This is a genomic window from Nocardia sp. NPDC051981, from assembly GCF_040680715.1.
Taxonomy (GTDB): Bacteria; Actinomycetota; Actinomycetes; order Mycobacteriales; family Mycobacteriaceae; genus Nocardia.
The window spans coordinates 324,051-344,747 of sequence record NZ_JBFAXK010000006.1 but is presented as its reverse complement, the minus strand read 5'-3'; the positions used below and the strand labels follow the sequence as shown (position 1 = coordinate 344,747).

Genomic DNA, 20,697 nt, shown 5'->3' with positions numbered 1-20,697 from the left:
TCTCCGCTGCTACCGATACGAGGATCGCCCTATGCCGCAGCCGCAGCAGTCCACGATCGTGGACTGCTTCGCCATGACGATCGACTGCCGGAAGGGGCCCACGACGTGGCCATCGACCGAAATCCCGCTGCACTCGCAGATCACTGAGTCCGATGTCGTGCGCGTGATCTTCCCGCCAAGGGCGGCCGCAGAGAAGGAGGCCAGTGCGCCGGATCGGTGGACGCGGTGGAGGAGTTGTCTGCGAGCAGGTTTCGGGATCCAGGGTCAGTTCTTGTCGGCAATTCCGTGACCTGCCCGCGAACGTCGCTCAATTGCCCGTCCCTCCCAATTATCAACGCAAGTTTGAGTTGTCGAACTGGTCTGCTGGACCGAGCGTAGAGGCCGACCCAGACACAATCGCGGACTTGCGTTCCTCGTGCCAGCGACGCCATGCAGCCAGATCCGTACGGTCACATGAGGTTCCCCGAAATGGAAACGGAGCGGTGGCAGCCGATATCACCGACGCTGATGTCCAAGCTTGTCGAACACATCGCCCGACGCGGCGGAGAACCACCAACGCGACGAATCTTGCGCTACCGCAACGGAAGACCGATCGGCCGACGGCGCAATGAGTACCTGTTCGCGAGAGTACGAGAACACCTCCCCCGGGCCGCCGCCCACAGGTCAGCGCACACTGGATCCGGCACACCACACTCACCTTCGTCGAGAGGGAGTCCGGGCATGCCGTCGCCCGCGCGTATGCCGGCCACAGCGAGCCCGGCCGCGACAGCGGTGCCACGTTCACCTACGTCCGCGCGACGCCCACAGCAGTTGCCGAAGCCTTGACTGCCATAACCCGCGAACCCCACCCCCACCCTCTGGCCCGAGACGGCTGTCATCCGCAGTGCCGAAAACCGGTTCGGCCTCTCGGGACAGGGCCGGTCCGGTGTAACGGCATGAACCCCAATATGGGGCAGATCTGGCACGAACGCGTGACTGAGTAACGTGCCATCACATGAGTGATGACTTGTCGGGTAAGAGCGCGCTGGTCACCGGGGCCAGCCGGGGTATCGGGTTCGCGGTGGCTGCGGAGCTGCTGCGGCGAGGCGCCAACGTGGTGATTTCGGCTCGGAAGCCGGACCCGCTGGAGGAGGCGGCCGAGCGGCTGCGCGGGCTGGGGCATCCGGGGAAGGTGGTCGCGGTCGCCGGTAATTCGGGCGATGCGGCGGCTCGGGCCGAGCAGGTCGCCACCGCCGTGGCGCAGTTCGGGTCGCTGGATGTGCTGATCAACAACACCGGGATCAATCCGGTGTACGGGGCGCTGATGGATGCCGATCTGGATGCCGTGCGCAAGATCTTCGATGTGAATGTCGTTGCGGCGCTGGGGTATGTGCAGGAGGCGTACCGGGCGTGGATGGGTGAGCACGGGGGCGCGGTGGTGAATGTGGCCAGCGTCGCGGGGCTACGGTCGACCGGCGTGATCGCCGCGTACGGAGCGTCCAAGGCGGCGCTCATCCGGCTCACCGAGGAGCTGTCGTGGCAGCTGGGTCCGAAGATCCGGGTGAACGCGGTGGCGCCGGGCGTGATCAAGACCAAGTTCGCGGACGCGCTGTACTCGGCCGACGAGGAGGCCGCGGCGGGCATCTATCCGATGAAGCGGCTGGGGTCGCCGGAGGATGTGGCGGCGCTGATCGGATTCCTGGCCTCGAACGAGTCGTCGTGGATCACCGGCACGACCGTGCGGGTGGATGGCGGCCTGCTGGCCACCGGCGGCATCTGACACCGACCACACCGAAAACTCGCGCCCGGCACCAGGAATGGGTGCCGGGCGCAGTGCTCAGCGGAAGGCGAGCGCGCCCAGGGTGTCGCTGTGGCGGTACTTCACGTACTTCTCGACCGTCGCCTCGTCGACGGCCGGGGTGGCGGTGCCGACGGTGATGACCAGGAACTTGCCCTCGTTGCCGTCCTTCCATTTGCCGGTTTCGAAGTTCTTGATGTAGCTGCCGTCGGGGAGCACCACGTCCTGGTCATCGAACTGGCCGTCGGCGCTGGAGGCCTTGCCGGCGTCGGACATGGTGAGCACCAGCTGAGTCAGCATGAGTGCGCCGTTCTCGGATTTCCACGCCATCTCCGAGGCGCGCGTGCACCCGAGGCCGGTCAGCGCGCCCGACTCCTCGATCGGAGCACAAGAGTCGTAGTCGCGGCCGGACACGTAGGTGGCCTGTAGCGCGACGTCGCCCAGTTTGAAGTTCCAGTCCTTGCCGTATTCGGTGTAGCTGAAGCGGCTGCCGCCGGGCGCGGACTTGGAGGTGGTGGGCGCACCGCGGGTGGTGGCCGGGGCGCTGGTGGGGAACGACGTGGTGGTCGTCGTGGTGGCGTCGGCCTGCGAGGAGTCGTCCTTCTTCGAGACCAGGACGATCGCGCCGACGGCGACCGCGAGCACCACGATCGCGCCCAGCACCACGCCGATGATCACGCCGGTGTTCGACTTCGGCGGCTGCGGCGGTGGGAAGCCCGGCTGCTGCGGAAAGCCCGGGCTCTGCTGGAAGCCCGGCTGCTGCGCGTAACCCGCGTCCTGCGGATACCCGGGCTGCTGTGGATATCCCTGCTGCCCAATCCAATTCGTCTGCGTCGGCTGCCAACCCGCCGGGTCGGCCTGCTGCTGTCCCGGCCAGCCGGCCTGCGGCGCCTGCTGCTGGCTGCCGGTCTGCTGAGCGGGGTGGTCCCACCACGCCGGATCCGGATCCTGCGGCGGCTGCCCGTGCACGGTGGGGTCGCCGCCGAATCCGGCGGGTGGATACGTCATCTGCTCACCTTTCGCGGCCTGCCCGAGCCCTCCCCGGCCCGGCATCATTCCCGAAGCGTAGGCGGGCGACCCGGCATGATCCAATCACGTGGTGACCGATGATCTCCTCATCTGCGGTGCGGGCCCGGCGGGGCGAGCCCTCGCCCACCGCGCGCTGGCGCACGGACTCTCGGTCACGATCGTCGATCCGCACCCCTGGCGGCGATGGACGGCCACCTATGCGGCCTGGGCGGATGAGCTGCCGCAGTGGATCGCCCCGGCGGCGACGGGGGCGACGGTCGACCGCCCGATCGTGTGGGCGCAGCACCGCATCGAATTGGATCGCCGCTACATCGTCTTCGATACCGCGCGCCTACAGGATTCGCTGGACGTCCCGGGGGCGCGGGTCCTGCAGGACAGCGTGACCGACATCGCGCCCGCGGCCCGCCACCGGCACGACGGACTGGATCTGCCGTCGGTGCGGCTCGCGTCGGGTTCGGTGCTCGCGGCCGGACGCGTCATCGACGCGCGCGGAGTGGCCCGCTCCCCCGGGCTGGCCGAGCAGACGGCATTCGGGGTGATCGTGGACCGGGCCCGCCTGCCGGAGCCGGAGACGTATTTCATGGACTGGCGTGCGGACAACGGCGCGGAAACCGATGCGCCGCGGTCGTTTCTGTACGCGGTGCCACTGGACGATGAGCGGGTCCTGCTGGAGGAGACGTGCCTGGCCGGGCTCCCGGCGCTGGATCAGCGGACGCTGCACGACCGGCTGACGCACCGATTGCGTTCCCGGGGAATCACTCTCACCGGCACCGAACCGGTCGAACGCGTCCGGTTCCCGGTGCACGGCGGCCGGCCGAACGCCCGCACGTTCGGCTCCGCGGGCGCTTTCACCCATCCGGCAACGGGATACAGCGTCGCGACCTCCCTGCGGATGGCCGATGCCGTCGTAGCCGGGGACCCCCTCTGGCCGGGTCCGGCGCGCGCCGTGCACCTGCTGCGCCAGGCCGGATTACGCGCCCTGCTGGCGCTGCCGCCCGCCGACCTGCCCCTCTTCTTCGAGGCTTTCTTCGCACTGCCCGTCGAATCCCAGCGCGCCTACCTCTCCGGCCGCGACGACCTCCGCGGCACCGCCGCCGCCATGATGTCACTGTTCGCGGCGCTCCCGTGGCGAATACAGCGCACACTCGCCATTGCCGTGGCCCGGCCGCCTCGCCACATACCCGACGCCTCCCGAGTCACACCCGTATCCGCTGAGGGCCCCGCGTAGCGCAGTAGGTCGACGGTTATCGGGAGCGCGTTCGGTATTGATCTACACGAATTCTCCCGAATTGCCGGTCCAAAGCAGTCGCTGATGGTCTGCTGGTGGGGTCGCAATCCCGAATAGGGGAGGTTCCAACGATGTTCGACCTTCCACGATCCAGTCACCGTGCACTGCCGAGGATGACCGTTTCTGATGCGCTCGCCGCGCAGAAAGCACACGCCGAATGCCCGATCACAATCTGCCCGATCAAATTGCAGGCCAGGACATTTCTTTTCGGTGAATCGCACCGCAGACCGAATGGGGTGGGACGTGGACGACCAGAGTGACATCGAGATTCGAGCGCTGCAGGATGTGATAGACGCGGTCGAGGATCGATTGCGGCGTTTCGAGGCGAAGGACGGTGTCGTGCTCGCGGAGCGGTCCGAGGTGTATGCCACCGTCATCTACGCGGTCATCGCCAGCGCGCGCGCCTCCGGCCACTACGGCGCGGGAAGCCTGGCGCGAGCGCCACTTCTGGACGAGATCCTCCTGGGTGCCGAGCCGGAGCCCTGGGAGACAGCGATGTACGCCGCGGTCGTCGATCGGGCGTTGACGCAGTGAAGCACGGGAGCCGCCGGCCCCTCATCGGTCAGCGGCTCCCGGGCCGTGAAGCGGGGGTCAGCCCCACTCGCTCGTGGCCGTCAGTCCCACTCGCTCGTGGCGATGTCGCGCGCGTCCGACTACCGGCAGCTGCACGGTGAACCGCTCCACCACCCAGCCCGGCGGCAGCGCCGACGCACAGTGCCCCTGCGGTGTCCACGATCCCGGCCGGCTCAGTACGACGCTCATTCGATCCAGCTCCAATCACGGTCGGGGTCCTGGTATTCCAGCCCGATCCAGCCGTCGTATCCGGCGGCGTCCAGGGCGGCGAAGAGTGCCTCGAAATCGAGGGTTCCGGTGCCGGGCCGGCTGCGCGCGGGCGCATCCGCGATCTGCACGTGCCCGATCCGGGGCGTGTACTCGGCGATCACGCCGAACAGATCCGCCCCCATGCGCGCGAGATGGTAGAGGTCGCAGAGGAACCGGAGATTGGGTTCGCCGACCGCATCGATCACCTGTACGGCGCGCGCCGCCGAGACGATCGGATAGTCCGGCGACTCGATGGAATTCAGTGCCTCGAGCACCACCTGCGCCTCGATGCCCGCCGCGGCGCGCGCGGCCAGTCGCAGGTTCTCCAGCGCCAGCTCGTCCTGCACCGCCGGGTCCACACCGGGAATCCGGTTCCCGTACAGGGCATTCAACGACCGGCATCCCAGCCGCTCGGCGATCCCCACGGTGACGTCGATATTGTCCCGGAATTCGGCCTCGCGCCCGGGCACGGACACCAGTCCCCGCCCGGCGGGCACCAGGTCGATGAAGTTCAACCCGACCAGCTGCACCCCGGCGTCGGATACCGCGGAGACGAACGCGTCGACCTCCTTGTCCCCGGGCACCGGGTTCTCGCCGAACGGCCACCAGAACTCGACCGCGTCGAACCCGGCGGCCTTCGCCGCCGCCGGACGCTCGAGCAGCGGCAGATCGGTGAACAGGATCGAGCAGTGCACGTCGAACTTCCGCAGAGCACCGTCGGCGGTGTACTTCATCGGGTCGTTTCCTCCCTGTAGGTGTGCCAGCTACCGAAATCGGTGATGTCGATGAGCTGCGGGCAGGAAATGATCGGGCGGCGCAACAGCATGGACAGCACCGAGCGGTTGTCGTCCAACGCAATCACACCCAGTTCGAGCTCCGGCGGCTCGGCCGGGAGCAGGCGGGTGCGCAGCACCTGCATCGGCACCTCGAACAGCTCGCCCGCGATGGGCGCGCCGCCGTAGGCCACCGGGTGCAGGCCGGGGAAGCGGTCGCCGACCGAATAGAACCGGTAGTGCGGCGCGGTCCCGACCGCCCCGGTGCAGGGCGCGCCCTCGAGCAGGTGGTTCAGGGGTCCGCCGCGCATGGCACCCCCGTTCAGGAAGATCAAAGGCATTGCCGTGGTTCTCTTTTCGTTCGACAGAAGTCAGGCGGTGAGCCGGAGGGCGTCCGGCGAGTCCGGGACGCTCACCTCCGGCACCGCGATCGCATCGCGATGGATCGGTCCGCCATAGGTGCCCAGAGGCATTCCGGTGCCCCCACGGCGGACCGCCACGATTTCGGCGGCGATGGAGACGGCTGTCTCCTCCGGAGTCCGACCGCCGAGATCGAGTCCGATAGGCGACTTCAGCCGCGCCAGTTCGGCATTCGTCATCCCGACCGCACGAAGCCGCTGGAGACGGTCCTCGTGCGTCCGCCGGGATCCCATCGCACCCACGAACGCCACCGGCAGACGAAGCGCCACCTCCAGTAGCGGCACGTCGAATTTGGCGTCGTGAGTGAGCACACACAGCACGGTCCGGGCATCCACCCGGGTCCGCGCCAAATACCTGTTCGGCCATTCCGCGACCACCTCATCCGCGTCGGGGAAGCGGGCGCGGGTGGCGAAGACCTCCCGCGCGTCGCAGACGGTGACGTGATAGCCGAGGAACTTGCCGATTCTGGCGACCGCGGCCGCGAAATCGATCGCCCCGAAGACGATCATCCGCGGCGGCGGCACATGGGATTCCACGAACACCGTGACCTCGGCGTCGCCGCACCCGATGGTGCGCACCGCGGTGGTGCCGGCGTCGAGCATGGCCTGGGCTTCGGCCACCACCCGTTCGTCGAATTCGGCTCCGGAGGTCCACCAGGTGCCCAGCGCCATCACGGCGCCGCTGTCGAGGTCGCGGACCATGGCCACGGCCTCCCCCTCAGCTCGCAGGACCTTCTCCACCGCATCGCGATTGGACTCGGTCACCGACTGGACGAACACCTGAATCGTTCCGCCACAGGTCAATCCGACCGCGAAGGCGTCGGTATCGCTGTAGCCGAAGGTCTCCCGGAGCGGTTCTCCCGTTCGCAGCGACTCGCGGCACAACTCGTAGACCGCACCCTCGACACAGCCGCCGGAAATGCTTCCGATGACGGTGCCGTCGGCATCCACGGCCAGGGCCGCGCCGATCGGACGGGGCGCGGAGCCGCCGATCCCGATGATGGAGGCCACGGCGTAATCCTTGCCCGCCGCATGCCATTCCAGGAGTTGTGCCGCGATGTCGCGCATGACTAGCCTCCCAGGGCCAATTCGATGCCGTTGATACCGAAGTAGGCGCCGAAGACGACGCTCACCACGGCCACCAGCCAATGGATTTCGCGGTACTTACCGCGAGCGAGCTTGATCACCGTGTAGGCGATCAGGCCCGCACCGACACCGTTCGTGATCGAGTAGGTGAAGGGCATGAGCACGATCGTGATGAAGGCCGGCACGGCGACCTCGAGATCGTTCCAGTCGATCTTGCGAGCCTGCGTCATCATGAGCGCGCCGACCAGCACCAGGGCGGGAGCGGCGGCCTGAATCGGCACCACGGCCGCGATCGGGGTGAAGAAGATAGCGGCACAGAACAATCCGCCGGAGATGACGCTGGCCAGACCGGTACGGGCGCCCTCACCGACGCCCGTCGCCGACTCGACGTACACCGTGGATCCCGCGCCGCCGGACAGGCCGCCGACGATCTGGGCGACACCGTCGGTGGTGAGGATCTTGCCCATGCCGGGCACCTGCCCCTTCTCGTCCACCAGGCCCGCCTCGTCACAGACGCCGAAAACCGTTCCCATGGCGTCGAAGAAGCCGGTCAGCACCAGGGTGAACAGCACCACCGTGGCGGTCACCGCACCCGCGGTGGCGAAGCCGCCGAACAGGTCGATGTGACCGATCAGACCGAAATCCGGGGAAGCGAACAGCGATTTCGGCTTCTCGGGCACGACGGTGCCCCACGCTTTGGGGTCGATGGTCGCCATGGCGTTGACGATGATCGCCAGCACGGTCGAGATGGCGATGCTGATCAGGATCGCGCCCGGCACCTTGCGGATGAACAGGGCGAGCATCAGCAGCAGGCCGACCGCGAAGATCACCGTGGGCCAACCGGCCAGATGGCCTTCGACACCCAGTGTTACCGGTGGCCCGCCGGGCGCTCCGTGTCCCACCACGCCGGAGGAGACCAGGCCGATCATGGCGATGAACATGCCGATGCCGACGCCGATGGCGTTCTTCATGGCCAGCGGAATGGCATTGATGATCATCGTCCGCAGGCCGGTGGCGGCCAGGATGACGATGACGATGCCCATCAGCACCACCAGACCCATGGCCTGCGGCCAGGTCATATGGGGTGCGGCCTGATAGGCGACGACGGGGACCAGACCGAGGCCGGCGGCCAATGCGAGGGGCACATTGCCGACCACGCCCATGAGGACGGTGGTCAGGCCGGCGGAGAAGGCGGTCGTGGTGGTCAGCTGAGGGATACTGAGCTTGTCCCCGTCCGCGTCGGTGACGCCGCCGAGAATTAGCGGAACCAGCAATATGACATACGCCATAGCGACGAATGTGGTGATACCGCCACGGATTTCACGCGATATGGTGGTCTTGCGCTCCGATAGCCTGAAGAACTTTTCGAGCGCGGAACCCCGCGTTTCCGGGGCGGTGATCGGTGACTGAGTCTGGGTCATGGCTGCCCTCCTATGGGCGTAGCCGACCAGCGGCCCGGGGTGCTGGGGTATCCCGGGCCGCGGATTCGGTGATGCTTGTTGTGGGGTCCCTATCGCGCTCCATCATTTCGAGCAGCGCGATCTGCCCCTGTTAATCAACTGTTCCGGATGATGTCTTCCGGACGCACGGGCACGCGGTTGATATTTCCGGTGCCGCCCCGCTTGCGGCAGGCATCGCGAATCGCTGCGGCGATCGCAGGCGTGGAGGAGAGAGTGGGCGGTTCACCCGCGCCGCGCAGGCCGTAGGGGGCGTGCGGGTCCGGGTTCTCCAGGATCTCCAGCTTCTGCGGGGGTGTATCGAGAATGGTGGGAATCAGATAGTCCGTGAAGGACGGGTTCCGCACCTTGCCGTTGGTGACCTGAATTTCCTCCATAACCGCCAGACCCAGGCCCTGAATGGAGCCGCCGTGGATCTGGCCTTCCAGCGAAAGCCGGTTCATGATCTTGCCGACGTCCTGAACGGCGTCCAGGGCAACGACTTTGACCAGTCCGAGTTCGGTGTCGACATCCACCACGGCCCGGTGCACGCAGACCGCGAGCTGGGTGTGGCTGGAGCCCTGCCCGGTCACCTTGTCCATACCGGTGGTCGGCTGGTGGTGGTATTCACGGGTCAGATCGATGACGTCGTCGCCGAGCACATCCTCGATGGTCGCGACCACTTCACCGTTGTTCTTGACGACCTTGCCGCACTCCAGCCGCATGAAGCCGTGCACGTCGAACTTCTTGCGCGCCAGCACGAACAGCTCGTCGGCCACCGCGCGGCAGGCGGTCATCACCGCGCCGCCGGTCATGTACGACTGACGCGACGCGGACGAGGAACCCGAGCTGCCGACATTGTTGTCCGAGGGGTGGCTGACCACCCGCTCGATGGCGAGCTCGGTGCGCGCGATCTGTGCCTCGAGGGTGATCAGACCCTGGCCGACCTCCGCGCCGGCGGTGTGTACCAGCGCGACCGGCTCGCCGCCGATCACCTCCAGGCGCACCCGGGCGGTCGAGTAGTCGTCGAAACCCTCGGAGAAGCAGATGTTCTTGATGCCGACGCCGTAGCCGACGCCGCGGTATACGCCTTCGCCGTGGGTGGTCTGCGACGCACCGCCGGGCAGGTTGCGGATGTCCGAGGTGTCCACGGACTCCGGCAGTTCCATGTCGCGCAGGCTGTCGAGCATCTCCTTCAGCGGGGTCGGCGCGTGCACGACCTGGCCGGTGGCGAGCGTGGAGCCCTGGGAGACGGCATTGACCTGACGGACCGTGACCGGATCCATGTCGAGGGCCTCGGCGAGCTTGTCCATCATGGACTCGTGGGCGAAACACGCCTGCACGACACCGAATCCGCGCATGGCGCCGCAGACCGGGTTGTTGGTGTAGACACCGTAGGCGTCGATCTCCAGGTGCGGGACCTCGTAGGGGCCCAGCGCCAGCGAGGCGGCATTGCCGATCACGTTCTGGGTGGCCGAGGTGTACGCGCCGCCGTCGAGAACGATGAGAACCTTGGCGTAGGTGATCTTTCCGGTCGCGGTGGCGCCGAATTCGTAGCGCATCTTCGCCGGGTGGCGATGCACGTGCCCGAAGAACGACTCCTCGCGGTTGTACATCATCTTGATCGGCTTGCCGGTGCGCATGGCCAGCATGCCGGCGTGGATCTGCATGGACAGGTCCTCGCGGCCGCCGAACGCGCCCCCGACGCCGGACATGGTCATGCGGATCCGGTCCTCGTCCAGACCCAGGCACGGGCCGATCTGGGTGAGGTCCCAGTGCAGCCACTGCGTCGCGACATAGAAGTCGAGCGAGCCGTCCTCGTTCGGGATGACCATGCCGGATTCCGGGCCCAGGAAGGCCTGGTCCTGCATGCCGACCTCGAACTCCTCGGAGACCACGACGGTGGCGAGGGCCTTGCCGATCTCGATGTCGCCGGAGCGCACCGGCTGGTAGCGCGCGATGCCGCCGCGCGACTGCACGGCCAGCCCGACCGGGTCCTCGACCACGGCCATCGGGTCCGTGATCGGTTCCAGCACTTCGTATTCCACCTCGACGGCGGCGACGGCGCGCCGGGCGATCTCGGGGTGGTCGGCGGCGACCAGGGCAATGGCCTCGCCGTGATGGCGCACCTCGTCGAAGGCCAGTACCGGCTGGTCCCAGGTGTGGTCGAGGCCGTAGACCTTGCGGCCCGGCACGTCCTCGTGGGTAAGCACGGCGTGCACGCCGGTCATGGCGAGGGCCTTGCTGGTGTCGACGCTGACGAGTTTGGCGCGGGCGTGCGGGCTGCGCAGGGTCGCGCCCCACAGCATGCCGTCCATCCACAGGTCGGAGGAGTAGGCGAATTCGCCCTTCACCTTGAGGGTGCCGTCCGGGCGGAGCGGGCTCTCGCCGATCCCGCCCTTGCCCGGGACCGCCACATCCGTGGGGAACCGAGTGGTGCGTGTGATGGTCATCGGTTCTCCTGCTTCATGATTCGCTGCCGTGCGGCGACGCCGGCCTGGCCGACGGCGTCGTGCGGCATGGTCTTGAGCTCGTCGTTCTCGACGACGGTGTTGCCCCCCACCAGCAGGCGCGCCAGCGGCGGCTGCGGGCCGAACACCAGCGAGCACACCGGGTCCTCGATGGCGGCACGGAAGCCGTCCACCTTCCAGACCGCGATATCGGCGAGCTTGCCGACCTCGAGGGAACCGATCTCGTTCTGGCGGCCCAGGTTCCGGGCGCCGCCCAGGGTGCCGACCTCGAGGGCCTGCCGCGCGGTCATGGCGCGGGGGCCGTGCACGGCGCGCTGGAACAGCATGGCCTGCCGCATCTCCCCGGCCATGGAGGTGAGCTCGGAGGAGGCCGCGCCGTCCACGCCGAGACCGACGGGCGCACCGGCGGCCAGCAGGTCCATCACTCGCGCGATGCCCGCGCCCAGCCGGGCATTGGAGGTCGGGCAGTGCGCGGAACCGGTGCCGGTCTTGGCGAACGCCGCGATGTCCTTGTCGTGCAGGTGCACCGCGTGGGCGAACCACACGTCGTCGCCGAGCCAGCCCAGCTTCTCCATGTATTCGACCGGGGTGCAACCCATCTGCTCGATGCAGTGCTCTTCCTCGTCGAGGGTCTCGGCGAGGTGGGTGTGCAGGCGCACGCCGTGCCGGCGGGCCAGCGCGGCCGAATCGACCATCAGGCCCTCGGACACCGAGAACGGCGAGCAGGGGGCGACGGCCACGCGCAGCATGGAGTCGAAGGACGGGTCGTGGTACGTGCGGATGATCTCCTCGGTGTTGAGGAGGATCTCTTCGCGGTTCTCGACCACCTCGTCCGGCGGCAGGCCACCGTGCGACTGACCGCGGTCCATGGACCCGCGGCAGGGGTGGAAGCGGATGCCCAGCTCGCGCGCGGCACGCACCTCGGCCTCGAACAGATCGCCACGGCCCTTGGGGAACACGTAGTGGTGATCGGTGGAGGTGGTGGTGCCGGTCAGCGCGAGCCAGCCCAGGCCGGCCGACGCCGCGCCGTAGACGATCTCGGCGTCCATGGTGGCCCACAGGCGGTACAGGCCGGTCAGCCACTCGAACAGGGTGGCGTCCTGGAACAGGCCCTGGGTGGCCCACTGGTAGAGGTGGTGGTGGGTATTCACCAGGCCCGGGGTCACCAGGCAGCCGGTGCCGGAGAGGCGTTCAGCACCCACCACCATCGGCGCAGGTCCTGCACCGAGAGCTTCGATCCGCCCGTCGTCGCCGACGACCAGGTAGCCGTTCGGGATCTCCGCACCGACAACCGGTGCGATATAAGCGTTTTCGATGACGAGTTTGGTCACTTGGCCGCAGCCTTCCGCTCGGCCGCCAGGCGAACGGCATCCAGAATCTTCTCGTAACCCGTACAGCGGCACAGGTTTCCGGCCAGCGCCTCACGGATCTCGACGTCGGACGGGTTCGGCACCCGATCGATCAGGTCGTGCGCCTGCACGATCAGACCCGGTGTGCAGAAACCACACTGGACCGCGCCGGCCTCCACGAAGGCCTGCTGCATGGGGTCCAGCCTGTCGCCGTCGGCCAGGCCCTCGACGGTGCGGACCGAACGACCCTCCACCTGACCGGCGGCCACCAGGCACGAGCAGACCGGGGTGCCGTCCAGATAGACGGTGCAGGAACCACATTCACCCTGCTCGCAAGCGTTCTTGGAACCGGGGAGGCCGACGCGCTCACGCAGCAGGTACAGCAGGCTCTCGCCTTCCCAGACGTCGTCGGCGGTTTCCTGGGATCCGTTGACGGTGAAGTTGATACGCATCAGGCCGCCCTCCTCTCCGCGGTGTAGTCGTTCCACGCCCAGCCGAGGGTCCGGCGGGCCATCACCGACAGCGCGTGCCGGCGGTAGTCGGCGGTGCCGCGCACATCGTCGATGGGCTTGGCCGCGGCGCCGACCAGACGGCCGAACTCGCGGGCCAGCTCGTCGTTCAGCGCGCCGGCGTTGTCCCAGTCCAGGTTGGCGGCCAGGAAGTCCTGCGCCTCCACCGGACGGATCGGGGTCGGACCGGCCGAGCCGATGCCCGCGCCGACGGTCCGCGAATCCACGTGCAGCGCAACGGAGAACGAGCACACCGCGATCACCATGGCGTTGCGGGTGCCGACCTTCGAAAAGTACTGCGGGCCGCCGGCGGGCTTCAGCCACACGGCGCGAATCAGCTCGTCCGGCTCGAGCGCGTTCTTCTTGACCCAGACGTAGAAGTCGTCGATGTCGATCATGCGGGTGCCGCGGGCGGCCGACTCGACCTCGACCACGGCATTGCCGGCCAGCAGGGCCGGGTGGGCGTCACCGGCGGGCGAGGCGCCGCCCAGATTGCCGCCGACGGTGCCGCGATTGCGGATCTGCGGAGAACCCACGGTGCGCGACGCCTGGGCCAGACCGGGCAGGCGGTCCTGATACCGGTTGATGATCTTCACGAACGGGACGCCGGAGCCCAGCCGGATCCGGCCGTCCTCCTGCTCGTCGACGGTGAAGACCTCACGGCACGGGTTCAGGTCCAGAATGGCGGCCGGACGGTGCCGGTCGAAGTTCAGCTCGACCATCACGTCGGTGCCGCCTTGAATCGGAACCGCCTCGGGGCGTTCCGCTTTCAGCTGGAGCGCTTCGGCCCAGCTTCCCGGTTGTAGGAAATCCATTGCAATCCTCTAGATATCGGTTCGACGCAGGTACGACAGCACTCAGCTGCCCCGGTACGTAGAGAAGGAGTAGGGGCTCAACAGCAGGGGTACGTGGTAGTGCTCATCCGGATCGGTGACCAGGAAATCGATGGTCACCGTGGGATAGAACGGGCTGACACCGGAGGTGTCGAAGATCAGGCGGTGGGCACCGGCACTCGGGGCGGGCAGATCCTTGACCCGGCCGTCGTCATCGGTGTGGTGCTCGGCGAGGATCTCCCCCGCCGCGTTCTCCAGCCGCACCGCCATGCCCGCGGCCGGGCGTCCGGTCGCGGCATTGAGCACGTGCGTGGACAGGCTCACTTGTCCTCCAGGAGTTTCCGGATCCGCAGACCGGTGATGTCGGCGAGCTCGCGGCGGACTGTCAGCTGCTCGTCGGCCACCGAGTTGCCGAGACGGCGCTGGAGCTCCGAGAGCATCTCGGTGGCACTGCGCCCGGCGGCCCGGATCAGGAAGACGTGGCCGAAGTGTTCCTCGTAGATCACGTTCCAGGAGGCCAGGTCGGCCTTCACCTGATCGTCGGCGTCGGAGGCTCCGGACTGTTCGTCGGCGGACCACTTCGCCTCACGCTCGGACTGGTGGGCGGCGGCCGTGCGCTCGCCGATGCGGGGGTGCGCCGACAGCGCCTCCTCGACATCGGTCCAACTCAGCTCGGTGACCCCGGTCACCGCCGCGGCGATCAGACTCGACTCGTCCGCGTACGGCCTGTTCGCCACCATCTTGCGTGCCCAGGTCCGCGACGCATTGCAGGTCAGCAGGTGCGTCTCGGCCTCTTCCAAGGGCAGCGAACCGAGCCATTCCAGGCGACTCGACATCCGACCTCCATCCGTCATTGGCGTGTGTCAACCACTTAACCCGGCGGGCGGTCATGCTCGAAAGGACGAGACCTCCGAACCTGTGTCCTGCTTCACAGGGGCGCGTTCGTAGTTACATCCAAGTTCGGTAACCGGGCCGTCACCGACTGTTAGCCTCGGGCATCATGCGGTTACGTTCCTTGCTCACCATGCACGATCTGGGCTTGCGGCTCGTCACCGGAGAGGACGAGCTGGACCGCTTCGTGCGCTGGGTGGTAACCACCGACATGCTCGATCCCAGTCGATATCTCTCCGGCGGCGAATTCGTCCTGACCGGGCTGCAATGGCGGCATTCCCCCGAGGACAGCGAGACCTTCGTGAGCGCGCTCGCCCGCGCCCGGGTGGCCGCGCTCGCCGCGGGTGACGCGCTGTACGGCGAAGCGCCCGACGATCTCGTCGCGGCTTGTAAGAAACACCGAATCCCGCTGTTCCGGGTCGAGGAGCGGATCGCCTTCGCCACCGTCACCGAGCAGATCAACCGGAAACTGTCGTCCGGACGGGCCGCCGACCTGAGCGCGATCCTGGACCGGCACCGGCAGCTGGTGTCCGGCGGCGGACTGGATTCGGTGCTCGACCTGGTGCATCGCACGCTGGGCACGCGCTGCTGGGTGGTGTCGGCCCTCGGCCGCGTGGTGGCCGGGCCGACCCGGGACCTCCCCGAACAGATTCGGTCGGCGTTCCTGGGCGCGCGGCGGCTGCCGCATGTGCTTTCCCACAATCAGGTGCGGTACTCGCTGTTCGCGGTGGACGCCGACGGAACCTCGCGCATCGCGGACTGGTTCCTGGTGTTCGAGAGCGACTACAAGGATTGGCCCGAGGAGCGGCGGGCCCTCATTGGGGAACTGGCCGCGGTGGTGTCCCTCGAGCGAGCCAGGCAGGACGATCGGCACAGCGCCGAGGGGCGGCTGGCCCAGGAACTGATCGAGCTGATCATGTCCGACGCCAAATCCGCCGACATCATCTCCCGGCTGGAGTTGACCGGGCTGGGACTGTCCGACCGTTACCTCGCGGTCGCCGCGACCACGGACTCCGGGGCCGTGCGGCCCGGTGAGTTGCGCGCCGTGTTGCGCGAAATCCTTTACGGCCGAAGCCCTGCCGTCGGTGTGGTCGACGGCGAGGTCATCCTGCTGGTCGCCCTCGGCGACGACAAGGCCCTCGACGATCGCATCCACCGGGCCATCGAAGCTCTCGAACCCGGGCTGCAACTGAGCCGGCTCTCGGTCGGCATCAGCGGCGCGGTCGACGGCGAGGGGTTGCGCGGCGCGGTCGAGGAGGCCCGCTACGCGCGGCGCATGGCCGCCGAACGGCAGCAACCCACCAGCGTGGTCCGCCACGACGAACTCGCCACCCACATGCTGCTGCTGGCCAGCGTCCCCGACGAGGTCCGGCGCATGTTCCGGGTGCGGCTGCTGGATCCGTTGCGCGTTTACGACCAGGACAATCGCGCCGATCTCGTGCACACCCTCGAGACCTTCCTCGAGGTGTCCGGGTCCTGGACCAAGTGCGCGGATCTGCTGCACCTGCACGTGAATACGCTGCGATACCGCATTCAGCGCATCGAGGAACTCACCAACCGCGACCTGTCCCGGCTCGAGGACCGCGTCGACTTCTTCCTCGCGCTCGCCCTACGATGAGCGCGCGCCCGGATCGACGGGCGCGATCGCCAATTACTTCGCCGGACACCGTAATCGACACACCAGCTCGGCTGGGTACATCTCGGCCGGAGATGGGTACGGGCCGCAGCGCGTCGAGTATGCGCGGCGGTCACTCATCGAACCAGCCGACCGGGCTCGATCAGCCGCGGTGGCAGAGCGCCATGCGGCAGGGCCGGGCCGATCGCGACGAGACTGCCCGGCGCGCGGCCCTTCCCCCAGCCGAGTTGCTCACGGTAGCGGCCGATGTGGGATTCAGGGATCGCGCTGCGGTCCACGAGCGGCGCGGCCTCGGGTGAGACGTAGAGGGCGTCGGCCGGGCAGTACGCCTCGCACATGAAGCAGGTCTGGCAATCGGATTGCCTTGCGATGAGCGGTATTCCGCTGTCGGTGCGGTCGAAGACGTCGGTCGGGCAGACGTCGACGCACTTGTCGCAGGCGATGCAGTCGTCGGCGCGGACCAGTTCGATCACGACGCCACCGCCGAGGTGAGACCGGTGGCCGCGGCGGTCGAGGTCCATACCCGGTCCAGGCCGCCGGACAGGATGTGGTGGTGCTGCGCCGGATCCAGGTCCGGGTGGTCGGCACGCTTGCTCATGCCGCGAGTTTCCTTGCGCGCCAGCGTGGATCGGTACATCAGCCGGCCGACCGCGGTGATGGCGGCGGCCTGCCGGGCCCGGATCCGCTCGGCACCGGTTCCGCCGCCGAGCCCGCGCGCGGCCCGCTCCCAGAGCTCGTCCAGTTCGGCCAGGGCGGGGCGGATGCGGTCACCGTGACGCAGATAGTTCTTCTCGAACGGGATGAGTTCGCGCTGCGCGGCCGACACGACCTCGTCGGCGGACACCGATTCCGTTGTCTCCGGCCGCAATCCGACCCGCCCGGCTCCGTGGACAGCGGAGGGATCGACGCGCCCCGCTCGCCGGGCGAAGGCCGCCGCGCCCCGGCCCGCCCAGCTTCCGGAGGACATGGCCCAGGCCGAATTGTGGCTGCCGCCGCCGGTGAATCCACCGCAGATCCGTTCCCTGGTCGCGGCGTCGCCCGCCGCGTAGAGACCGGGAACCGTTGTCGCACAGTCGTCGTCGACGATATCGATGCCCCCGGTTCCGCGCACCGTGCCCTCGGCGAGCAGATCCACCTCGAAGCGGTCGGTGAACGGGTCGATCCCGCGCCGGTCGAACTGGAGGAAGAAGTTGGGCTGACCCAGCCGCATCCGCGCCTGCACCTCGGCGTCGGCGCGGTCCAGCTGCGCGAACACGGGCTCCGACAACAGGGTTCGCGCGATGACCGACCGGCCCTTGGCGGAGCCCGCACCCTCCAGCACCCGGCCGTCGGCGTGGAAGAAGGTGGCGTAGCCGTAGTAGGCGGTCTTGGTGATGGTCGAGCCCTTGGGCACGATGGCGTAGGCGTTGGAGAACTCCATGCCCGAGAACCGCGCGCCGGCCTCGGCCGCCATGAGCGCGCCGTCACCCGTGTCGACATTGGTGCCCAGCGCCCGCGAGAGGAAGGCGCACCCGCCCGTGGCCAGCACCACCGCACCGGCGATGATCCGGTAGTCCTGCTCGGCCTGCCGCCGATAGCCGGCCGCCCCGCGCACCACCCCCTCGGCATCGACGAGGAGTTCCAGTGCGGGCGAATGGTCGAGGATCCGCACGCCGAGCCGTTTCACCCACGCCCGCATCCGGCGCATGTATTCGGGCCCCTGCACACCGGTGCGCACCGGCTCACCGGTGCCGGGATCCACCGGGAACGGGTACCGGCCCTCGACGGCCAGCCGGTTCATGTTCGCGTAGGTCTGGTCGAGGACCCGGTCCATCCAGTAGTGGTCGGCCAGATGCCCGCCCAGCGCCTCCCGGGCGGTCTTGGCATTGGCGCGGGCTGCGGTCTCGGGCGCGACGTACCAGACGCCTGTGCCGGAAGGCGCTGTGGCGCCGCTGGTTCCGCAGTAGCCCTTGTCCACCAGCACCACCTCCGCGCCCGCTTCCCGGGCGTGCACCGCCGCCCAGCACGCGGCGGGCCCGCCGCCGATCACCAGCACGTCGGTACTGATCTGCCATGGTTCGCTCATCGGCACGTTCCTCCCGGGAGAGTTGGTGTCCGGAACGGTAAGGCGGCCGGTCGTACTCGCCGAAGGGTTCGAATCAGCACGATCCTTTGGCGGCGAAATTTTCCATATCGTGGAAATCCGCTTGCTTCTCGGGGCGGGATCGGCGCGGGTCAGCGGCAGGCTTCGGCCATGCCGCTGAGCCATTCCCGCACCGCGGCGCGCTGCTCGGGGGTGAATCCGGCTTCCAGTTCGGCTTCGCGGCGGCCGACCGCGGCGTGGGCCTCGGTGTAGATGGCGCGGCCCGCGTCGGTTACGTAGATCTGGTGGGTCCGGCGGTCGGTGGGGTGCGGGCGGCGCTCGATCAGGCCCGCCTTCTCCAGGCCGCCCAGCATCTCGTTCGCGGCCTGCCGGGTGCTGCCGACATCGCGGGCAATATCGGTGACCGACTTCCCGGGCTGCTTCTGCGTCATCATCAGCGTCGCGTACTGCGAGGTCGTGAGGCCGAAATCCTTGAGTTCCTCACCGATGGCGGAACGCATGCTCAACCACACCGTGCGGACCATGAAGGTCAGGGATCCATCCTGCGATCCGGAACAGCTCACGGCGACAACCCTTTCCCAAGATTGACAGGTTCCTGACAATCACGCACACTGGCAATCGTCAGGTTCCTACCAATCTTATCGAAGGCATCCATGACCGTGCCCGCGACGCTGCCGAGATCCCGGCAGCGGCTCATCCTCGCCGTCCTCCTGCTGTCCTCCCTGCTGATCTGGCTGGACAACACCATCCTCGCCACCGCGCTCGAGACCCTCGCCGATCCGGTGCGCGGGCTGGGCGCGAATCCCGCTCAGCTGCAATGGGCCTCGGGGTCCTACACACTCGTGTTCGCCGCGCTCATGTTCACCGCCGGGGCGCTGGGCGACCGCTACGGGCACCGGACCGTGCTCGTCACCGGATTGATCGTCTTCGCCGCCGCCTCGGTCTGGGCGGCCTACGCCGGTGATCCCGCCGGGCTCATCGCCGCCCGTGCGGTCATGGGCGTGGGCAGCGCGCTCATCATGCCCGCCACCATGGCGACGGTGACCTGGACGTTCACCGGTCCGGCGCGGGCATCGGCCATCGGGCTGTTCTCGACCTCCGCCGGGGTCGGGCTGGCGGCCGGGCCGCTGCTGGCCGGGGTGCTACTCGACCACTTCTGGTGGGGCTCGGTGTTTCTCGTGAACGTGCCCGTCGTCGCGGTCGCACTGATCGGGATCGCGGTACTGGTCCCGAATTTCCGCAGCCCGACGCCGCGGCCGCTGGACCTCGGCGGACTGGCGCTGTCAGTGAGCGGATTGGCGGCCCTCGCCTACGGGCTCATCCGGGCGGGCCAGGTCGCCGCGTGGACACCGGTCCAGGTGTGGGCACCCATCGCCGCCGGGCTGGCCCTGCTGGCCGCGTTCGTAATCGTCGAATTGCGTTCCGGGCAGCCGAGTTTCGATCCACGACTGCTGGCGCAGCGGGTCTTCGGCGGCGGCAACGCGGCCCTGGGCCTGCTATTCCTGGCCATGACCGCGGCCGGCTTCTACGGCGCGTTCTACCTCCAGGGCGCCCGCGGCTTCTCACCGCTCGCCGCGGGTCTGATCAACTCCCCCGCCGCCGTCGGCGTCATCATCGGCGGCCCGCTCGGCGTCCGCCTGGTCCGCCGCTTCTCCCTGCGCGCGGTGACCGCGACCGCCCTCACCGTCGGCGCGCTCTGCATGGGCAGCGCGGTCTTCTTCGGACTGCACACGCCCATCATCTGGAACGTGACACTGGCTGCGGCACAGGGCTTCTCGATCGGCATGGTGATCGGTTCGGTCACCAGTGCCCTGATGAGCACACTCCCACTCGACCGCGCCGGCGCGGGCTCGGCCGTCACCAATACCGTCCGGCAGACCGGCAGCGTCCTGGGTATCGCGCTCGGCGGCACCATCATGGCCATCACCTACCGGACCGGCATCCAGGCCGCGCTCACCGGCCTGCCCGACGTCGCCCGGGAACCCGCCCAGGTATCCGCCGAACAGGCGCGCCATGTGGCCGCCGCCATCAACCGCCCCGACCTGTCCCACGCCGCCGACGACGCCTTCATCCATGCCATGCACGTCGGCGGTGTGTGGACCATGATCTTCGCGCTCGCGGGAGCCGTCGTCCTGGCCTTCACCCTGCGACCCCGCCCCACACCGGCCACCCCGGAGCCCGAGCCGAGCCTCGCGGCCGCCGGTCAGAACTGAGCCGACCGGCCCCCTCTCACCGAGCGCCACGCCACGCGTCCTGCGCCACCCGACGGCGGTGCAGGGCGCTGCGCTCGTCATC

General features: G+C 68.3%; 20 protein-coding genes. 5 read left to right on the top strand and 15 right to left on the bottom strand.

Annotation, left to right across the window (positions count from 1 at the left end):
* Nucleotides 1-994 precede the first annotated feature (994 nt).
* The gene (locus tag AB0L60_RS14955) at nt 995-1,759 is read left to right on the top strand and encodes an SDR family oxidoreductase (protein WP_364612975.1); all 765 of its coding nucleotides are present in this window, start codon (nt 995-997) and stop codon (nt 1,757-1,759) included.
* A 57-nt stretch (nt 1,760-1,816) separates the two neighbouring features.
* On the opposite strand, the gene AB0L60_RS14950 is transcribed toward AB0L60_RS14955, so the two are convergent.
* Nucleotides 1,817-2,785: a hypothetical protein gene (locus tag AB0L60_RS14950; protein ID WP_364612972.1), complete on the bottom strand. Its 969-nt coding sequence runs from the start codon at nt 2,783-2,785 to the stop codon at nt 1,817-1,819.
* A gap of 91 nt (nt 2,786-2,876) precedes the next feature.
* On the opposite strand from AB0L60_RS14950, the gene AB0L60_RS14945 reads away from it, so the two are divergent.
* Both AB0L60_RS14945 and AB0L60_RS14940 read left to right on the top strand, forming a co-directional pair.
* Nucleotides 2,877-4,034, top strand: a complete 1,158-nt coding sequence (locus tag AB0L60_RS14945) for a lycopene cyclase family protein (protein ID WP_364612969.1) — start codon at nt 2,877-2,879, stop codon at nt 4,032-4,034.
* Between the two features lie 303 nt (nt 4,035-4,337).
* Entirely contained in the window at nt 4,338-4,628 is a 291-nt protein-coding gene (locus AB0L60_RS14940; RefSeq protein WP_364612966.1) for a hypothetical protein, read from the top strand.
* A gap of 57 nt (nt 4,629-4,685) precedes the next feature.
* Here the strand turns inward: AB0L60_RS14940 and AB0L60_RS14935 are convergent, their stop codons facing one another.
* The 11 genes from AB0L60_RS14935 to uraD all read right to left on the bottom strand — a co-directional run bounded on the left by AB0L60_RS14935 (nt 4,686) and on the right by uraD (nt 14,628).
* On the bottom strand, nt 4,686-4,856 hold the full coding sequence (locus tag AB0L60_RS14935; RefSeq protein ID WP_364612963.1) for a hypothetical protein: 171 nt from the start codon (nt 4,854-4,856) through the stop codon (nt 4,686-4,688).
* Nucleotides 4,853-5,650, bottom strand: a complete 798-nt coding sequence (locus AB0L60_RS14930; protein ID WP_364612960.1) for a TIM barrel protein — start codon at nt 5,648-5,650, stop codon at nt 4,853-4,855. The genes AB0L60_RS14935 and AB0L60_RS14930 overlap by 4 nt, the downstream gene beginning before the upstream one ends.
* The gene (locus tag AB0L60_RS14925; protein WP_364612957.1) at nt 5,647-6,030 is read right to left on the bottom strand and encodes a gamma-glutamylcyclotransferase; all 384 of its coding nucleotides are present in this window, start codon (nt 6,028-6,030) and stop codon (nt 5,647-5,649) included. The genes AB0L60_RS14930 and AB0L60_RS14925 overlap by 4 nt, the downstream gene beginning before the upstream one ends.
* Before the next feature lie 30 nt (nt 6,031-6,060).
* Nucleotides 6,061-7,176, bottom strand: coding sequence for an XdhC/CoxI family protein (locus AB0L60_RS14920; protein ID WP_364612954.1), 1,116 nt, complete (start codon nt 7,174-7,176; stop codon nt 6,061-6,063).
* Between the two features lie 2 nt (nt 7,177-7,178).
* Nucleotides 7,179-8,615 carry an NCS2 family permease gene (locus AB0L60_RS14915; protein ID WP_364612951.1) on the bottom strand — a complete coding sequence of 479 codons (1,437 nt, stop codon included), beginning with the start codon at nt 8,613-8,615 and terminating at the stop codon, nt 7,179-7,181.
* A gap of 134 nt (nt 8,616-8,749) precedes the next feature.
* A complete protein-coding gene (locus tag AB0L60_RS14910; RefSeq protein ID WP_364612948.1) occupies nt 8,750-11,083 on the bottom strand; it encodes a molybdopterin cofactor-binding domain-containing protein in 2,334 nt (777 codons plus the stop codon).
* Nucleotides 11,080-12,432, bottom strand: coding sequence for an 8-oxoguanine deaminase (locus AB0L60_RS14905; protein ID WP_364612945.1), 1,353 nt, complete (start codon nt 12,430-12,432; stop codon nt 11,080-11,082). Before AB0L60_RS14905 ends, AB0L60_RS14910 begins: the two co-directional genes overlap by 4 nt.
* On the bottom strand, nt 12,429-12,902 hold the full coding sequence (locus AB0L60_RS14900) for a (2Fe-2S)-binding protein (RefSeq protein WP_364612942.1): 474 nt from the start codon (nt 12,900-12,902) through the stop codon (nt 12,429-12,431). The genes AB0L60_RS14905 and AB0L60_RS14900 overlap by 4 nt, the downstream gene beginning before the upstream one ends.
* The gene (locus tag AB0L60_RS14895) at nt 12,902-13,774 is read right to left on the bottom strand and encodes an FAD binding domain-containing protein (RefSeq protein ID WP_364612939.1); all 873 of its coding nucleotides are present in this window, start codon (nt 13,772-13,774) and stop codon (nt 12,902-12,904) included. The genes AB0L60_RS14900 and AB0L60_RS14895 overlap by 1 nt, the downstream gene beginning before the upstream one ends.
* Nucleotides 13,775-13,816: 42 nt before the next feature.
* Entirely contained in the window at nt 13,817-14,116 is a 300-nt protein-coding gene (gene uraH, locus AB0L60_RS14890) for a hydroxyisourate hydrolase (RefSeq protein WP_364612936.1), read from the bottom strand.
* A complete protein-coding gene (gene uraD, locus AB0L60_RS14885) occupies nt 14,113-14,628 on the bottom strand; it encodes a 2-oxo-4-hydroxy-4-carboxy-5-ureidoimidazoline decarboxylase (RefSeq protein WP_364612933.1) in 516 nt (171 codons plus the stop codon). Before uraD ends, uraH begins: the two co-directional genes overlap by 4 nt.
* Nucleotides 14,629-14,792: 164 nt before the next feature.
* On the opposite strand from uraD, the gene AB0L60_RS14880 reads away from it, so the two are divergent.
* Nucleotides 14,793-16,301 (top strand): PucR family transcriptional regulator ligand-binding domain-containing protein, encoded by a 1,509-nt coding sequence (locus AB0L60_RS14880; RefSeq protein WP_364612930.1) that lies wholly within the window; start codon nt 14,793-14,795, stop codon nt 16,299-16,301.
* A gap of 134 nt (nt 16,302-16,435) precedes the next feature.
* Here AB0L60_RS14880 and AB0L60_RS14875 read toward each other — a convergent pair whose 3' ends face one another.
* The 3 genes from AB0L60_RS14875 to AB0L60_RS14865 form a co-directional block, all read right to left on the bottom strand.
* Nucleotides 16,436-16,792, bottom strand: a complete 357-nt coding sequence (locus tag AB0L60_RS14875; RefSeq protein WP_364612927.1) for a ferredoxin family protein — start codon at nt 16,790-16,792, stop codon at nt 16,436-16,438.
* Complete coding sequence (locus AB0L60_RS14870; protein ID WP_364612924.1) at nt 16,789-18,384, bottom strand: FAD-binding protein; 1,596 nt, start codon at nt 18,382-18,384, stop codon at nt 16,789-16,791. Before AB0L60_RS14870 ends, AB0L60_RS14875 begins: the two co-directional genes overlap by 4 nt.
* A gap of 149 nt (nt 18,385-18,533) precedes the next feature.
* Entirely contained in the window at nt 18,534-18,965 is a 432-nt protein-coding gene (locus AB0L60_RS14865) for a MarR family transcriptional regulator (RefSeq protein ID WP_364612921.1), read from the bottom strand.
* Nucleotides 18,966-19,055: 90 nt separating this feature from the next.
* Between AB0L60_RS14865 and AB0L60_RS14860 the strand changes: the two genes are divergently transcribed.
* Nucleotides 19,056-20,615, top strand: a complete 1,560-nt coding sequence (locus AB0L60_RS14860) for an MFS transporter (protein ID WP_364612918.1) — start codon at nt 19,056-19,058, stop codon at nt 20,613-20,615.
* Nucleotides 20,616-20,697 lie beyond the last annotated feature (82 nt).

What these genes read in the sequence shown, in the direction of transcription:
- AB0L60_RS14955 (WP_364612975.1), top strand. Translation starts at nt 995, where the DNA reads ATGAGTGATGACTTGTCGGGTAAGAGCGCGCTGGTCACCGGGGCCAGC.
- AB0L60_RS14950 (WP_364612972.1), bottom strand. Translation starts at nt 2,785, where the DNA reads ATGACGTATCCACCCGCCGGATTCGGCGGCGACCCCACCGTGCACGGG.
- AB0L60_RS14935 (WP_364612963.1), bottom strand. Translation starts at nt 4,856, where the DNA reads ATGAGCGTCGTACTGAGCCGGCCGGGATCGTGGACACCGCAGGGGCAC.
- AB0L60_RS14930 (WP_364612960.1), bottom strand. Translation starts at nt 5,650, where the DNA reads ATGAAGTACACCGCCGACGGTGCTCTGCGGAAGTTCGACGTGCACTGC.
- AB0L60_RS14925 (WP_364612957.1), bottom strand. Translation starts at nt 6,030, where the DNA reads ATGCCTTTGATCTTCCTGAACGGGGGTGCCATGCGCGGCGGACCCCTG.
- AB0L60_RS14920 (WP_364612954.1), bottom strand. Translation starts at nt 7,176, where the DNA reads ATGCGCGACATCGCGGCACAACTCCTGGAATGGCATGCGGCGGGCAAG.
- AB0L60_RS14915 (WP_364612951.1), bottom strand. Translation starts at nt 8,615, where the DNA reads ATGACCCAGACTCAGTCACCGATCACCGCCCCGGAAACGCGGGGTTCC.
- AB0L60_RS14910 (WP_364612948.1), bottom strand. Translation starts at nt 11,083, where the DNA reads ATGACCATCACACGCACCACTCGGTTCCCCACGGATGTGGCGGTCCCG.
- AB0L60_RS14900 (WP_364612942.1), bottom strand. Translation starts at nt 12,902, where the DNA reads ATGCGTATCAACTTCACCGTCAACGGATCCCAGGAAACCGCCGACGAC.
- AB0L60_RS14895 (WP_364612939.1), bottom strand. Translation starts at nt 13,774, where the DNA reads ATGGATTTCCTACAACCGGGAAGCTGGGCCGAAGCGCTCCAGCTGAAA.
- uraD (WP_364612933.1), bottom strand. Translation starts at nt 14,628, where the DNA reads ATGTCGAGTCGCCTGGAATGGCTCGGTTCGCTGCCCTTGGAAGAGGCC.
- AB0L60_RS14880 (WP_364612930.1), top strand. Translation starts at nt 14,793, where the DNA reads ATGCGGTTACGTTCCTTGCTCACCATGCACGATCTGGGCTTGCGGCTC.
- AB0L60_RS14870 (WP_364612924.1), bottom strand. Translation starts at nt 18,384, where the DNA reads ATGAGCGAACCATGGCAGATCAGTACCGACGTGCTGGTGATCGGCGGC.
- AB0L60_RS14860 (WP_364612918.1), top strand. Translation starts at nt 19,056, where the DNA reads ATGACCGTGCCCGCGACGCTGCCGAGATCCCGGCAGCGGCTCATCCTC.